Below are 14,823 nucleotides of genomic sequence, written 5' to 3'. Positions count from 1 at the left end.
CGTGCAGGGGGATAGCGCCGTGCAAGATGCCGGCGCCGTGCAGGGACTGCGGGTCGCGCAGGAATACAGTGTCGCGCCACTGGTCACCATGGCCGATGACGACAACTTGGCCAACGTAGTGTTCTCCAAGGCCGCTGCCGACCCGTCGGCCGTGGTGTTCAGCCGGAGAACGGCAGAGGGCTGGCTCGACGTCGGCTACGACGAGTTCGCCCGGCTCGTCCTCGAACTCGCGAAGGGCCTGCTGGCCAACGGGATCGGCGTAGGCGATCGGGTGCTGATCCTCGGCGGGACCGGTTTCGAATGGTCGGCGGCGGACTTCGCCGTGCTGAGCGTGGGCGCGATGGCCGTACCGGTGTATCCGACATCGTCGGCCGAGCAGATCCAGCACATCGTGGCCGATGCCCGTCCCAGCGCGTGTTTCGTGGAGACGATCGAACAGTGCGAGTTGATCGGTGCGGCGGCGGGAGATCTGCGCGGCCGGGCCTGGCTGCTCGGTTCGTCGTTTCCTGCGCTGGTCGAGCAGGGCGAGGTGATCGCCGACGCCGAGGCCACCGAGCGTCGGCTGGCAGTGCGCGCCGATGATGTCGCGACGATCGTCTACACCAGCGGCACCACGGGCGTCCCCAAGGGCTGTCTGCTGACGCACCGCAATATTTTCGCCGCCGCGGCCAACGTGGTCGAACTCCTCGACACCGTATTCCGCCGCACCCCAGCGGATCCCGCGTCGACACTGCTGTTCCTCCCGCTCGCGCACGTGTACGGGCGGGTCGTGCAGTTCGGGTGTGTATTGGCCGGAGTCCGCACGGGCCTGGTCGCCACTCCCGCGCAACTGCCCGCCGAACTGCCGATCTTTCGGCCGACGTTCCTGATCGGTGTCCCCTACGTCCTGGAGAAGATCCGCAAGGCGGCGCGTCAGGCCCTCGGCGGTGATCGGTACGACGCCGCGGAGGCGGCGGCGATCGCTGTCGGCCATGCGCGCAGGCGCGGTCAGCAGCCACCGGCGGACGCGGTGATCGACGCCCGGATCGACGAACAGTGGCGTGGCATGCTCGGCGGGCGGCTCGAGCACATGGTCGCGGGTGGCGCGTCGCTGGAACCGTCGACGGCGGACTTCTTCACCGGCATCGGTGTGGAGATCATCGGCGCGTACGGGCTGACCGAGGCGTCGTCGACGGTCAGTATGAGTGCGCCGCACGCCAATCGGGCAGGCGCGGTCGGCCGACCGGTGCCCGGCACGACCGTCGCGATCGCCGACGACGGCGAGATCCTGGTCCGGGGCCCGCAGGTCTTCCCCGGGTACTGGCCCGACGGCGGCCATTCGGCCGAGAACTGGTTGGCCACGGGCGATCTCGGCCGGCTCGACGAGGACGGATTCCTGTTCATCACCGGCCGGCGCAAGGAGATCATCGTCACCAGCGGCGGCAAGAACGTGGCGCCCGCGCCGCTCGAAGACCGGGTTCGCCTGCACGCCTTGGTGAGCAACTGCATGCTCGTCGGTGAAGGCCGACCGTATGTGACCGCCTTGATCACCGTCGATCCGGTGGTGCTGGCTCGCTGGGCCGCGGAGCACGGCGTGGACGTGTCCGGCGGGGTCCCGACCGAGGACGCCCGGTTGCTCGCCGAGATCTCCGCCGGTGTCGAGGCGGCGAACCGGCTCGTCTCCCGTGCGGAGTCGATTCGCCGGTTCGCCGTTCTCGCGGAGGACTTCTCGATGGAGAAGGGTCAGCTGACGGCCTCGTTGCGGCTGCGTCGCGCGGCGATCGAAGCCGACTTCGGCGCCGTCATCACCACGCTGTATCCGGATTAAGCCGCGCCCAGCCAGCAGAAGTACTCGAGATCCACCTTGGCGAGCAAGGCGCCGCTGTCGTCGTGCAGCAGCGCCTTTCCGGTGATATCGAACTGCTCCTCGGTCCTGCGCCCGACCACCTCGGCCAGGATCGGGGAGCTCACCGTGCCACTGGCGCGGATCCGGCCGCGGGCAGGCCGGAAGAAGGTGGCCTTGGTGCTGCGCAGCACGAAGGTCCGCACGTGCAGGATGCGCGGTGCGATGATGCCGGAAAACGCACCGGCACAGGCGACTTCGGCGGCGAGGAACAGCGCGCCCGCGTGCACCGTGCCCAGGTGATTGCTCATCGCCGGTGCCTCGGGGATCTCGGCCACCGCCGAGCCGGGGCCCAGCTCGGTCATGCGCACGCCCACCAGATTCACGAACGGGACGAGCGTGTCGACGGTCTTGCGGATCTGTTCGTAGTCCGGCGTCGCGGCACCGGTCATATTCGTCAGCCGAGCCTGTGCTGCGGCGATTCCGGGGGCCGGTTCATTTCCAGTTGGCATGCCCCAATTAGCCCATATCGAACCGTTTTTCGTGATGAACGGAAGTTGAATTCAACTATTCATCCGAGCTGCCGGATCGCTAATATTCGAAATCATTGTTCTGGAACATCTATTCATGTAATCCGATTGGAAATCGGTACGCGGATCGAGCGGTTCGACTCCGTAAAATCGCATCCGGGGCCATAAGCGTTTCATTTACTGAGGAGTCACCCTGATGTATGACGCGATTGTTGTCGGCGCGCGATGCGCGGGTTCACCGGTTGCCATGTTGCTGGCGAGGCAGGGGCATCGAGTCCTGGTGGTCGACCGTGCCACGTTCCCGAGCGACACCATCTCGACGCACTACATTCAGCAGCGCGGGCTGGCCCGGCTGGCCCAGTGGGGCCTGCTCGACAAGCTGATCGCCACCGGTGTGCCGGCGATCAAGCGCATGACGGTGTCCTACCTCGACATCGTCATCGCGGGGTTCGCCGATCCCATCCAGGGCATCGACGCCACCTACGCGCCGCGGCGCACCGAACTCGACGCGATCCTGGTCGAGGGTGCCAGGGAGGCCGGCGCCGAGGTGCGTACCGGGTACACCGTCAGCGAACTGATCATCGAAGACGGTGTGGTCGTCGGTATTCGCGGTTCGGTCGCCGGTGGTGAGATCGCCGAGGAGCGGGCCCGCATCGTGATCGGTGCCGACGGCACCAACTCGTTCGTCGCCAACGCTGTCGGCGCCGAGACCTACACGAAGGTCGCGGCCGAGTGCTTCATCTACTACAGCTACTTCAGCGGCCTGTCGGTGTCGGAGTTCCACAGCCGGATCGGCGACAAGCAGCAGATCGGCATCTGGCCGACCCACAACGACCAGACCCTCGTGGCGGTCATGCGCAAGATCGACACCTACGCTGATTTCCGTGCCGACGTCGAGGCCAACTTCGTGAAGGTCGCTCGCGAGATCCTGCCCGAGTTCGCCGAGGAACTGGTCACCAAGGGCAAGCGCGAGGAGCGTTTCACCCCGATGCGGTACCCGGACAACTACCGCCGCCAGTCGCACGGCGAAGGCTGGGCGCTGGTCGGGGACGCGGGGTACCACAAGGACCCGTTCACCGGGCTCGGCATCTCCGACGCGTTCGATTACGCGGCGCTGCTGGCCGAGCGGGTGCACGAGGGTCTGAGCGATCAGCGACCGATGGCCGAGGCGCTCGCCGATTACCAGCGCGAGCGTGACGAGAAATCGCAGTCGAGTTTCGAGTTCACCTGCACGATTTCCACGCTGGAACTGACTCCGCAATTGCTGGCCGTTTTCCGTGCGCTGGAAAAGAACGAAGAATATGCCACGGACTTCTATGCGATGGTCGGCGGCGGAATGACCGGCGAGGAATTCTTCGCGCCGGAACGCATCGCGAAATTGCTCGGTGCCAACGTATGAGCTGATGGTGCTCGGTGACAGTTTCGCGGAGGGGCGCGGCGGTTCGGTCAACGCCGACGGCTCCTTCGCGGGATTTGTCGCGCACGTCGAGCACCTGCTCGGAATTTCCGGCGCGATACTGAACCTCGGCTCCTACGGGGCCACCACCCAGGATGTCGTCGACCGGCAACTGCCGATCGCCCTGGCCGCCGATGCTGCGCTGATCGGCGTGATCGTGGGCGGAAACGACCTGGTCACCGACTACGACCCGGATCGCTTCCGCCGCAACCTGCGTCATATCTATGCCGGGCTGGCGCGCCCGGATCGGCTGGTGTTCACCACGAACTGGCCGAATATCCCGGACCGCCTGCCCGGCCTGCCCGAATCCGTCCGCACGGTGTTGCGGTCGCGATTCGCGCAAGCCAACGACTATCTCGACGACCTCGTCCACGAGTTCGATCTCGTGCGACTCGATTTGGTGAACGCACCCATCACCGCGGACCCGGTCATGTGGTCCCCGGACGGCATGCATCCGAGCCCGGCGGGCCATCAGCTCATCGGTACGGCGATGGCCGACCTCATCGACGAGGTCCGGACTGTGCGAGTTTCGCAACTCTGAGCAGAAGACAAGGGATAGCAACCATGAACGACCACCTTCGGCACTCCGAAGACCCGGCCATGACGCGGCGACTAGCCGACAATCCGATCGCGATCGTCGGACTGAGCGGCCTGTTCCCCATGGCCGCCAACTTCCGTGACTTCTGGCAGAACGTCGTCGACGCCGCGGACTGCATGTCCGACGTGCCGGCCACGCACTGGAACCTCGACGACTACTACGACGCCGACCCGACGGCGCCCGACAAGACCTATTGCCGCCGTGGCGGTTTCGTGCCCGAGATGCCGTTCAGCGTCACCGAGTTCGGGCTGCCGCCCAATCAGCTCGAGGTCACCACGGTCGTGCAGCTGCTGAGCCTGCTCGTCGCCCGTGACGTGCTCGCCGACGCGGGCGCCGTCGGGTCGGACTGGTACCGGCCCGAGCGCACCGGTGTGGTTCTCGGCGTCGCCGGACCGACGACACTGTCGCACCCACTGGCGGCCCGTCTGTCGACGCCGGTGCTCAAGGAGGTCATCCGCAGTTGTGGGCTGACCCAGGCCGACGCCGAACAGATCGCGCAGAAGTACGCCGACGCCTTCCCGTCGTGGGAGGAGAACTCGTTCCCCGGTCTGCTGGGCAATGTGATCGCGGGCCGGGTCGCCAACCGCCTCGACCTCGGCGGCATGAACTGCACCGTCGACGCGGCGTGCGCGAGCTCGCTGTCGGCGGTCCACGTCGCGATCAGCGAGCTGGTGTCCGGTCGCGCCGACATGATGATCACCGGTGGCTGTGACACCGAGAACTCGATCTTCGGTTACCTGTGCTTCAGCAAGGTCGGGGCGCTGTCGCGGTCCGGTGTCATCAAGCCGCTCGACGAGAGTGCCGACGGCACCCTGGTCGGCGAGGGCATCGGCATGATCGCCCTCAAGCGCCTTGCCGACGCCGAGCGCGACGGTGACCGGGTGTACGCGGTGATCAAGGGCATCGGATCGTCGAGCGACGGGCGGTTCAAGAGCATCTACGCCCCGCGCGCCGAAGGTCAGCAGGCCGCCCTGCACCGCGCCTACGAGGACGCGGACTGCTCGCCCGCCACGATCGGGCTGTTCGAGGCACATGCCACCGGCACCCGCGTCGGCGATCAGACCGAACTCGCCGCCTTGAACGCGGTGCTGCGCGAGGCCACCGACGAGACCGGGTACGCCGCGATCGGCAGCGTGAAATCCCAGATCGGGCACACCAAGGGCGCCGCCGGTGCGGCCAGCCTGATCAAGCTGGCGCTGGCGTTGCACCACAAGGTGCTGCCGCCGACGATCAATGTCACCGCGCCGAACAAGGCGCTCGACGACTCCTCGCCGCTCTACATCAACACCAGGACCCGGCCGTGGATCCGCGATCCGCACCGGCCGCAGCGCCGTGCGGCGGCGTCGGCGATGGGCTTCGGCGGCACCAACTTTCACGCGATCCTCGAGGAAGCCGGCGACGACCGCGGGCACGCGCTCACCATGCACCGCACCGCGCGAGTCCACCTGTGGCACGCCGCCTCGACAACCGAGTTGGCGAGCTTGCTGAGCTCGGACGCCGCCCCGAACGGTGACGCCGGGATTCCGGCCGAGCACGCGCGCGTCGGGTTCGTGGCGCGCGACGACGAGGAAGCATCGGCACTGCGCGCACTGGCGGTGACCGAACTCGCCGGTGACGCCGACGAATGGACGCATCCGCGCGGCATCGTCTTCCGCCGGCGCGCCATGCCCGATCTGAAGATCGGCGCGCTGTTCGCCGGTCAGGGCAGCCAATACGTGGACATGGGCCTGGCCGCGGTGCTGAACAACCCCACCGTCGCCACCGCCTTCGACGAGGCCAACGCCGTGTTCGCCGACGCCGCCCGGCCGCCGGCCTCGGTGGTGTTCCCGGCGCCGGTGTTCGACCCCGAGCTGCGCAACGCCCAGGAGGCGACGTTGCGGCGCACCGAGTTCGCGCAGCCCGCGATCGCGGCGTTGTCGGTGGGCCAGTACCGGTTCCTGTCCGAGCGCGGCCTCACGTGCGAAGGGTTCATGGGCCACAGCTTCGGCGAGCTGACCGCGCTGTGGGCGGCGGGTTCGCTGGACACCGTCGACTACTTCACCCTTGCCAGGGCACGCGGTGCGGCGATGGCGATCGACACCGACACCGATGCGGGCACCATGGCGGCGGTACAGGCCGACCGTGAACAGGTCAGCGCGATCCTCGCCGATCATCCCGATGTGAGCGTGTGCAACCACAACGCACCCGATCAGGTGGTGGTCGGCGGCGGCACCGCGGCTGTCGCGGAGTTCGTCGCGGCGGGCCGGGCACAGGGACTGACCGTGCGCGAGCTGCCGGTAGCGGGCGCGTTCCACACCCGCTACGTCGCCCACGCGGTCGAGCCGTTCAAGGCCGCGGTGAAGAGCGTCGCCATTCGCGCCCCCAAGACCAAGATCTACGCGAATTCCCGGGACGCCGAATACGGTGCGCGGGTCGCGACCAACCGTCGCGTGCTCACCGAGCAGTTGCTCGAAACCGTCGAGTTCGTGGCAGGTCTGCGGGCCATGCAGGCCGACGGCTGCAACGTGTTCGTCGAGTTCGGCCCGAAGGCCACGCTCACCTCGCTCGTGCGCCGGACGCTCGGCGCCGAGGTGATCGCCCTGTCCACCGATCAGGGCCCGACCGGCGACAGCGACGTGGCGCTCAAGAAGGCGGCGCTGCAACTGGCGGTGCTCGGTGCGCCCATCGTCGACATCCACCGCCACGACGCCGCACCGTTCGCGGTGCCGGAGGCGCCCGGCATGGTCGTGCGGCTCAACGGCCGCGATTTCGTGCCGGAATCCCGGAAAGACCTCTACCGCAAGGGAATCGAGGAGCAGCTCGTGTTGGAAGCCGTCACGCAGGCGCGAGAGGCCGCCGAAGCCGAGGCCGCGGCACAGGCGCAGGTGGCCGCGCGAGCGCATACCGCCGAGCGGGAGCGCCTCACCACCGAGGCCTACGCCGCCGGTCGGAACGAGGCCGCGCGGACACCCGCCGTCACTCGGGAACTGGTGAGCGCCGAAGCTCCGGCCGCCGCGCCGGTCCGGGCGGAGTCGACCATCGGGCATCAGCCCGCGACCGGATACGACGTGGCTGCCCAGCAGCACCTCGACATCCACAGCCGGTACGCGCAGGGTCAACTCGAGGTCGCCGAAGGGCTGGTCTCGGTTCTGCGCGACGCCCAGCGCACCGGTGGCGTCGATGACCGCCTGCACGAGACCGTGCACGCGATCAAGGAACAGAGCCTGGCGATCGGCCGGACCCATGTCCAGGTCAACGAGATCCTCGCCTCGCTGTCCGGCCTCGAACTCGGGTCCCCGGCGCCGACCGTCGATACCGCGAGCACGAACGGGACGAACGGCTTCCACGCCGAACTCCCCACCGGCAACGGGAACGGCAGTCACACCTCCGCGGCGACGCTGCTCGACCACCGGACAGTCGCTGAGCCCTCGGCGCCGAACGCTGTGGCGACTCCCGAACCACAGCCGACACGAGCAGCGGATGTTGCCACGGCGCGCCGGACAGCCGACATCGAGCCCGCTCCCCAGGCCGCGATGCCCGCCGCCGTCACGGTGAGCGAGGCCCCCGCGCTCGATGCCGACGCGGTGTGGTCGGTGTTGTCGCAGGTGGTGTCGGACAAGACCGGCTACCCGACCGACATGCTGGCGTTGTCGCTGGATCTGGAAGCGGACCTCGGGGTGGATTCGATCAAGCGGGTTCAGATCATGGGTGCGGTCGGTGAGCGTATCGAGGGTGTGCCTGCCGTGGGCCCGGAGCAGGTCGCGGAATTGCGCACGCTCAGCGATATCGTGAACTTCGTCGCCGCATCGGTGGTTTCGGTTCCGGGTGCCGCTTCGGCGCCGACCGGCCCCGCGCTCGATGCCGACGCGGTGTGGTCGGTGTTGTCGCAGGTCGTTTCGGAGAAGACCGGCTATCCGACGGAGATGCTGGCGTTGTCGCTGGATCTGGAGGCCGATCTCGGGGTGGATTCGATCAAGCGGGTTCAGATCATGGGTGCGGTCGGTGAGCGTATCGATGGTGTGCCCGCGGTCGGTCCGGAGCAGGTCGCGGAACTGCGGACCCTGAACGACATCGTGGACTTCGTTGCCGCGTCGGTGGTTTCGGCACCTGTAGCGCCTGCGACCGAATCGGCGGTCGATGCCGACGCGGTGTGGTCGGTGTTGGTGCAGGTCGTCTCGGAGAAGACCGGCTATCCGACGGAGATGCTGGCGTTGTCGCTGGATCTGGAAGCCGATCTCGGGGTGGATTCGATCAAGCGGGTTCAGATCATGGGTGCGGTCGCTGAGCGTATCGACGGTGTGCCCGCGGTCGGCCCGGAGCAGGTCGCGGAATTGCGTACCCTGAACGACATCGTCGATTTCGTCGCCGGCTCCGCCGCTCCCGCCGCAACCCCGGCTGTCCCCACGGTCGGTGGCGGGTCGGAAGCCGCCGGTGCACACGGGTTTCAGCCGGGATCCAGCCAGGACGGGATCGAAGACGATCCGGTGCTGCTGCGGATCGTGCCGGTCGCACTTCCCGACATCGACCGCCTTTCCCAGCCCTACGCCGCGGAGCGGACGGCCCTGATCCTCGACCACGGTGACACCACCGCGGCGACTCTCGCGACCGGCCTCGAACAGCAGGGCTGGACCGTGCACACGGCCGCCGTCGCGGCCCGCGACGATGCCGGCGTAGCCGCATGGGACGGCGCCACCGTGCGGGGGGCGATCGAGTCCGCGCTGAAAGATGTCGCGCGGCTGGATCTGTGCCTGACCGTTCTGCCCGCGGACAGCCAGTGGCTGGTGGGCGGTCATCGGCTCGCCGATACCATCCACACCGCCACGCTGGTGCACGACCGCCTGGTCGCGACCGCCGAAGCCGGGACACGGGCGGCGTTCGTGACGCTCACCCGCATCGACGGCGTGCTCGGCCACCGCGGTGAACGAGCGGCCGCCGCCGCCGTTGTCGGCGGGGTCAGCGGTCTGGTGAAGACCCTCGCGCAGGAAGCGCCCGGGCTGTTCTGCCGGGCATTGGATCTCTCGCCGCAACTGACCGACGAGGCACTGATCGTCTCCTTCCTCGCCGAGCTCGACGACGCCGCGATCGACGCTCGCGAAGTCGGGGTCGACGCCGAGCACACCCGCTGGACACTGCGCCCGCAGGCAGTCGACAGCACGGCCACGGCCACCGAACTCGCCCTCACCACCGACGATGTTCTCGTTGTCACCGGTGGCGCACGGGGAGTGACCGCGCGGTGTGTTCGTGAACTGGCTGCTCGCAAGCCGTGCGAGTTCCTCTTGCTCGGCCGCACTGAACTCGAGGACGAGCCGGAGTGGGCGGCAGGTGTCGCCGACGACGCGCTCAAGGCTGCCGCCATCGCCGCCGTGCGCGCCGCGGGTGAGCAGCCGACGCCCAAGCAGGTCGACCGCCTCACCCGAAACCTGCTGGCACAGCGCGAGATCCGCGCGACCATCGACGCGGTGGCCGAGACCGGCGCACGGGTGCGCTACCTCGCGGTCGACATCACCGACGCCGACGCCACCGAGCGGGCACTCGCGCCGGACGCGGGCCGGATCACCGGCATCGTGCACGGGGCAGGCGCCCTCGCGGATTCCCTGCTCCCCGCCAAGACGGCCGACGACATCCGTCTCGTCCTCGCGACCAAGCTGGACGGGCTGTACAACGTGGTCACCGCCTTGCGCGAGGCCACGCTCGGACACCTCATCCTGTTCGGGTCGGTGGCCGGGGTGTACGGCAATCCGGGTCAGGCCGACTACGCGGTCGCCAACGAAGCCCTCAACCGGGCGGCGGTCAGCTGGCGACGGCAAGGTCTGGCCGGACACGTCACCACCGTCAACTGGGGTGCGTGGGACGGCGGCATGGTGACTCCGCAGTTGCGCGAAGTCTTCCTCGCCCGCGGTGTCGCGCTGCTCGGGATGGACGCCGGAGCCCGGATGTTCGCCGAACAGTTCGCCCCCGGTCGCGCCGACGACGTGTCGGTGCTGGTCGGTCCCGCGGCACCGCTGGCCACGGCCGTGACCCTCACCCCGACAAGCTCTTTCACCACGCACCGTGATCTCGCGCCGCTGGCCGGCGATGCGGTGATCGGTGATCATCGAGTCGGCAAGTTCCCGGTGTTCCCGGCGGCCGCCGGACTCGGCTGGGCGATCAATGTGCTCGAGCGCGCCAACCCGGGCCTGCGGGTGGTGGAATGCACCGGCTTCGAGGTACTGCGGGGCATCGTCTACGACGGCAAGGACGAACGCTCCTACCGGCTCGAGGCGCAGGCGGGGATCGTCGTCGACGATCGCCTGAGCGTCACGGTCTGGATCCGCAGCGACGAACCGGGCAAGACACTGGCGCCGTCGCACTTCACCGGCACCTTCCTCCTCGCCGCTGAAACATGGCCCGCCCCCGTCGTTTCCGAATGGCCGGGCTACGCGATCGGTGTGGGACCGGAGAACGGGCTCGACGTCTACCGTGCCGCGGACCTGTTCCACGGGCCGCTGCTGCAGGGCGTGCGCCGCATCCTGGAACGAGCCGACCGCCGCCTCGTCGTGGAAGGCAAGCTCCCCGACGCTCGCCTCGGCACCGGCAACTACGCGGGGGCACTGCACAGTCCGGTGCTGGCCGACGTCGCGATCCAGGCCGGCGCGTTGCTCGGTGTGTGGTTCATGAACTCGGCCTGCCTGCCGCTGTCGATCGGGCGTATCGAGTACTTCGCCCCCCTGCCCGACGACAGTTCGTTCGTGCTGGTGGTCGACGACCTGCGTGCCAACGCGACCGGCACCGAGGTCACCGTGACCGTCACGGCGTGTGATCCGAACGGCACTGTGCTGCAGCGCTACTCCGATCTCGCCGTGATCGCCACCCCGGAGATGACCGAGAAGTTCGCCGAGGCCGTGCGGTTGCGCGAGCAGCGCGCGTGAGCATCGTCGATGTGAGGAATGGAGATCCGATGACCATCACACCACTGGACACCCTCGACTTCGACGGTGAGCCCTTCGACGTCCTCGCCTGGTCGCTGGCACTGGAGCCGGCCGTCAGCCCCGCCCCCCGATCGTCATCCACAGCGCCGGAGGCCCCGGCGCCCAGCTCGGCGGTGCCCGCGGTGCGACACACCACCGCACCGGCGCAGTCGGCCACCGCACCGGCGCCATCGGCCACTGTGCCGGTGGCGGCGGGCGGTACACCCGCCGACCCCATTTCCGCCCTCCTGCACGAGGTCCGCTCCGAGCTGGTGGCGGCGCACTTGTCGGCGATGGACGTGCAGACCGCATTGCAGCGGCGCGCGCTCGCGAGCCTCGGTCGCGGCGAGCACATCGCCCGGACCGACACGGAAATCACTCCCGAGTCGCCCACCTGGGCGGAACAGTCCTTCGCGGTGATGGTGGACTACACGCCGGCAACCGGTCTGGCGGTCTCCGCGGCGCCCGGGCACCCGGTGGTCTTCGAGCTGCCTGCGCCCGCGACCACCATGAACGCCTTCAAGTTCCTCGCCCGCACGCCGATCACCACGCTGAACGGCGCCGACCTCGCGGCGCTGGGCAGGGGCGAGATAGCCGCTGTCTTCGGTCCGGCCTACGACCAGGAAGGCGTCAACCCCGACATCCGGCTGACCGACGGCACCCACGCCACCCTCACCGAGGTGCTCGAGATCGCCGGACGTGAAGGGCCATGGGCCAGAGGGCGATTGCGCGCCACCTGCCGCGTCGACGGCCCCGATCCGGTCACCGCGGCAACCGAGCTCACCTGGCAGGCCGCCCAGGTCTTCGCGGTGCGCGCGGGCTTGCAGCTGTGCCTGGCCGGGGCCCGATTCCAGGCGGGCGAACCCTTCGAGGTGACTGTGTCCGCGCCGATGACAGGCCCCGTCGAGCTGATCGCCGACGTGGTCCAGATCGACCTGCTCCCGCGTCCCTGGCTCCGGATCAACGCCGAGATCCGGTGTGCGGGCGCAGTGGTGGCGCGCGTGCACGGCCTCACCCTCGAGGTCGCGGAGGAATCGGGTCTGCCGATCGGTCCCGAGGCCGGCGGTGAGATTCCCCGATTCCTCGGCCGCCGCAACGCCTTCGGTCAGCGTGCGCTGCTCGGCGAATTCCACATGACCCACAGCGCCCGCGGTGATCTCGGCATCGCGCTCGGCCCGGAGTTCTCGGCCTACGCCGGCCGCAGGGCCACCCGCATGCCCAACCACGGACTCCAGCTCTGCGACCGCGTGATGGCCGTCGACGGCCGACGCGGACAGCTCGACGCGGGCAGCTCGCACACCGAGTACGACTCGCCCGCCGATTCCTGGTACTACCTCGAGTCGGCCGATGCCTCCATGCCCAACGTCGTCTACATGGAGACCTCGCTGCAATCGGCGCTGCTGCTCGGCTACTTCCTCGGCGCGACCCTCACCTCGCCCGGGGAGGATTTCAGCCTGCGCAATCTCGACGGCTCCGCGACCGTCCTGCGCGAAGTCGACTTGCGGGACAAGACGATTCAGCAGACGAGCAGGCTGACCGACACCACCGTCCTGGTCGGCGTCGTGTTGCAGACGTTCTCCTACGAACTCTCGGTGGACGGTGAACCGTTCTACGCGGGGCAGTCGCTGTTCGGGTTCTTCAACGCCCCGGCGTTGGCGAACCAGAACGGACTCGACAACGGCGAGCTCGTGCCGACCTGGCTCGACAGCCAGGACCGACGTCCCGACGTCCGCGTGATCGACGTGGCGGCCAGACGCGCGGCGGGTACCGGCATGCCGTGCGCGGTCGGGCATCTGGCGATGCTCGACCGCATCGAGACCGTCGACAGCGCGGGCACCTACGGGCTCGGCTACCTGCGTGCCACCCGTCCGGTCGCCGCCGACGACTGGTTCTTCGGCTACCACTTCTACCTCGACCCGGTGATGCCGGGCTCGCTCGGGGTCGAGGCGGTGATCCAGGCGATGCAGGAGTGGACGGTCGACTCCGGTCTCGCCGCCGAGCTGGTCGCGCCGGAATTCGTCCTCCCGGTCGGGGTGTCGCTGTCGTGGCGGTATCGCGGGCAGATCCTGGCGAGCGACGAGCTGATGACCCTCGAGGTGCACATCAAGAGCGTCGAACGGCGACCCGGCCGGATCCGGGTGATCGCCGACGCGAGCGTCTGGAAACCGAGCATGCGGATCTACGAACTCATCGATGTCGCCGTGGAGTTGCGCGATGCCGGCGCCCGACCCTGGTGAGGCGCCGGGGCATTCGGTGACCGTCACCGATGCCGCGCCGTCGTCGATTCGGTGGCTGCCGGTCCTGGTGCTCGCGCTCGGCGCGTTCTGCGCGGGGACCGACAACTACCTCGTCGCCGGGGTACTGGCGCCGATGGCGGCCGACCTGCGGGTCTCCATCACCGGTGCCGGGCTGTTCGTCACCGGCTACTCCCTGGCCTACGCCCTGGCCGCGCCCGTCGTGGTCACCGTGCTGCGGGTGCGCTCGCCCCGGCGGCTGCTGCTGGCCGCGACCGCGCTGTTCGCCGTCGTGAATCTGCTCGCGGCGGTGGCCTGGGCGCCGGGGGTGATGGCGGTGGCGCGCGTCGCGGCCGGGTGCGTCGCGGGGATCTATGTCCCCTTGGCAGCCGCGGCGGCGGCCGGCATGGCCACGGCGGATCGTCGCGGCCGGGCGCTGGCGGTGATCCTCGGCGGCATCTCGATCGCCACCGTGGCGGGCGTGCCGCTCGGGGTGTGGGTCGCCGGGTTGTCGTCGTGGCGGATGGCGTTCGTCGCCGTGGCCGTGGTGGCGCTGATCACCACTGTCGGTGTGGCACTGACGGTTCCGGCGGGCGAGGCCACACCCGTGGTGTCGCTGCGACAGCGGCTCGCACCCCTGCGGCACCCACCGGTGTGGCTGGGGCTCGCGGTGACGATCTCGGCGATGACCGCCGGATTGATGATGTTCACCTATCTGGGCCCGATCTTCGTCGACGCCCAGGGGGTGGGCGCGGGCCATGTCGGCACGTTGATCATGGCGCACGGCGTCGGGGCGATCGTCGGTCTGTGGGGCGGGAGCATGCTGGTCGACCGATTCGGTGCCCGGCCGGTCCTGCTCGGCGCGTTGACACTGTTCACCGTGAACCTGACGTGGCAGCCGATCGCCGCGCAGACCCTGGCGACCACCGTCGCCTTCGTCACGATGTGGGGTGTGGTCGGCTGGGCGTTCCTGCCCGCGCAGCAGCACAGCATGATCGCCGACGCGAGCCCGGAGCAGGCGCCGATGCTCTTGTCGCTCAACGGGTCGGCGTTGTATCTCGGCGCCGCACTCGGCTCGGCGATCGGCGGGGCCGTCATCGCGATCTTCGGGGCCGATCGCATCTGGATGTTCGCTATCTGCTTCGGCGCGCTGAGTGTGGCGCTGTCGCTGGTCCGTCATAAACAATTCCGATCCGACGATCGGCAATTGTCACACGCCGTCGCCGACCGTTGAACCCCGGTTACGGTAATAATGTT

General features: G+C 68.8%; 7 protein-coding genes. 6 read left to right on the top strand and 1 reads right to left on the bottom strand.

Annotation, left to right across the window (positions count from 1 at the left end; all coding sequences use genetic code 11):
• The first annotated feature begins 1 nt into the window (after position 1).
• Entirely contained in the window at positions 2-1,807 is a 1,806-nt protein-coding gene (locus ACWGCN_RS09420; RefSeq protein WP_452458267.1) for an AMP-dependent synthetase/ligase, read from the top strand.
• On the opposite strand, the gene ACWGCN_RS09415 is transcribed toward ACWGCN_RS09420, so the two are convergent.
• On the bottom strand, positions 1,804-2,334 hold the full coding sequence (locus ACWGCN_RS09415) for a PaaI family thioesterase (protein ID WP_378988894.1): 531 nt from the start codon (positions 2,332-2,334) through the stop codon (positions 1,804-1,806). The two genes, ACWGCN_RS09420 and ACWGCN_RS09415, sit on opposite strands and share 4 nt — an antisense overlap.
• 214 nt (positions 2,335-2,548) lie before the next feature.
• Between ACWGCN_RS09415 and ACWGCN_RS09410 the strand changes: the two genes are divergently transcribed.
• The 5 genes from ACWGCN_RS09410 to ACWGCN_RS09390 are packed head-to-tail and all read left to right on the top strand — an operon-like array spanning position 2,549 to position 14,800.
• Positions 2,549-3,751 (top strand): NAD(P)/FAD-dependent oxidoreductase, encoded by a 1,203-nt coding sequence (locus ACWGCN_RS09410; RefSeq protein ID WP_378988896.1) that lies wholly within the window; start codon positions 2,549-2,551, stop codon positions 3,749-3,751.
• Complete coding sequence (locus tag ACWGCN_RS09405; RefSeq protein WP_449967089.1) at positions 3,738-4,349, top strand: GDSL-type esterase/lipase family protein; 612 nt, start codon at positions 3,738-3,740, stop codon at positions 4,347-4,349. The genes ACWGCN_RS09410 and ACWGCN_RS09405 overlap by 14 nt, the downstream gene beginning before the upstream one ends.
• A gap of 23 nt (positions 4,350-4,372) precedes the next feature.
• Complete coding sequence (locus tag ACWGCN_RS09400; RefSeq protein ID WP_452458266.1) at positions 4,373-11,293, top strand: SDR family NAD(P)-dependent oxidoreductase; 6,921 nt, start codon at positions 4,373-4,375, stop codon at positions 11,291-11,293.
• A 29-nt stretch (positions 11,294-11,322) separates the two neighbouring features.
• On the top strand, positions 11,323-13,569 hold the full coding sequence (locus ACWGCN_RS09395) for a beta-ketoacyl synthase (RefSeq protein ID WP_452458265.1): 2,247 nt from the start codon (positions 11,323-11,325) through the stop codon (positions 13,567-13,569).
• Positions 13,547-14,800, top strand: a complete 1,254-nt coding sequence (locus tag ACWGCN_RS09390) for an MFS transporter (protein ID WP_379312986.1) — start codon at positions 13,547-13,549, stop codon at positions 14,798-14,800. Before ACWGCN_RS09395 ends, ACWGCN_RS09390 begins: the two co-directional genes overlap by 23 nt.
• The last annotated feature ends 23 nt before the right edge of the window (positions 14,801-14,823 follow it).

This window comes from Nocardia sp. NPDC055050, from assembly GCF_053608345.1.
Note: the sequence above shows the minus strand (reverse complement) of the source record. Positions and strands in the feature narration are given on the sequence as shown.

Coding starts and splice junctions, on each gene's coding strand:
- ACWGCN_RS09395 (WP_452458265.1), top strand. CDS start 11,323: ATGACCATCACACCACTGGACACCCTCGACTTCGACGGTGAGCCCTTC.
- ACWGCN_RS09410 (WP_378988896.1), top strand. CDS start 2,549: ATGTATGACGCGATTGTTGTCGGCGCGCGATGCGCGGGTTCACCGGTT.
- ACWGCN_RS09390 (WP_379312986.1), top strand. CDS start 13,547: ATGCCGGCGCCCGACCCTGGTGAGGCGCCGGGGCATTCGGTGACCGTC.
- ACWGCN_RS09400 (WP_452458266.1), top strand. CDS start 4,373: ATGAACGACCACCTTCGGCACTCCGAAGACCCGGCCATGACGCGGCGA.
- ACWGCN_RS09415 (WP_378988894.1), bottom strand. CDS start 2,334: ATGCCAACTGGAAATGAACCGGCCCCCGGAATCGCCGCAGCACAGGCT.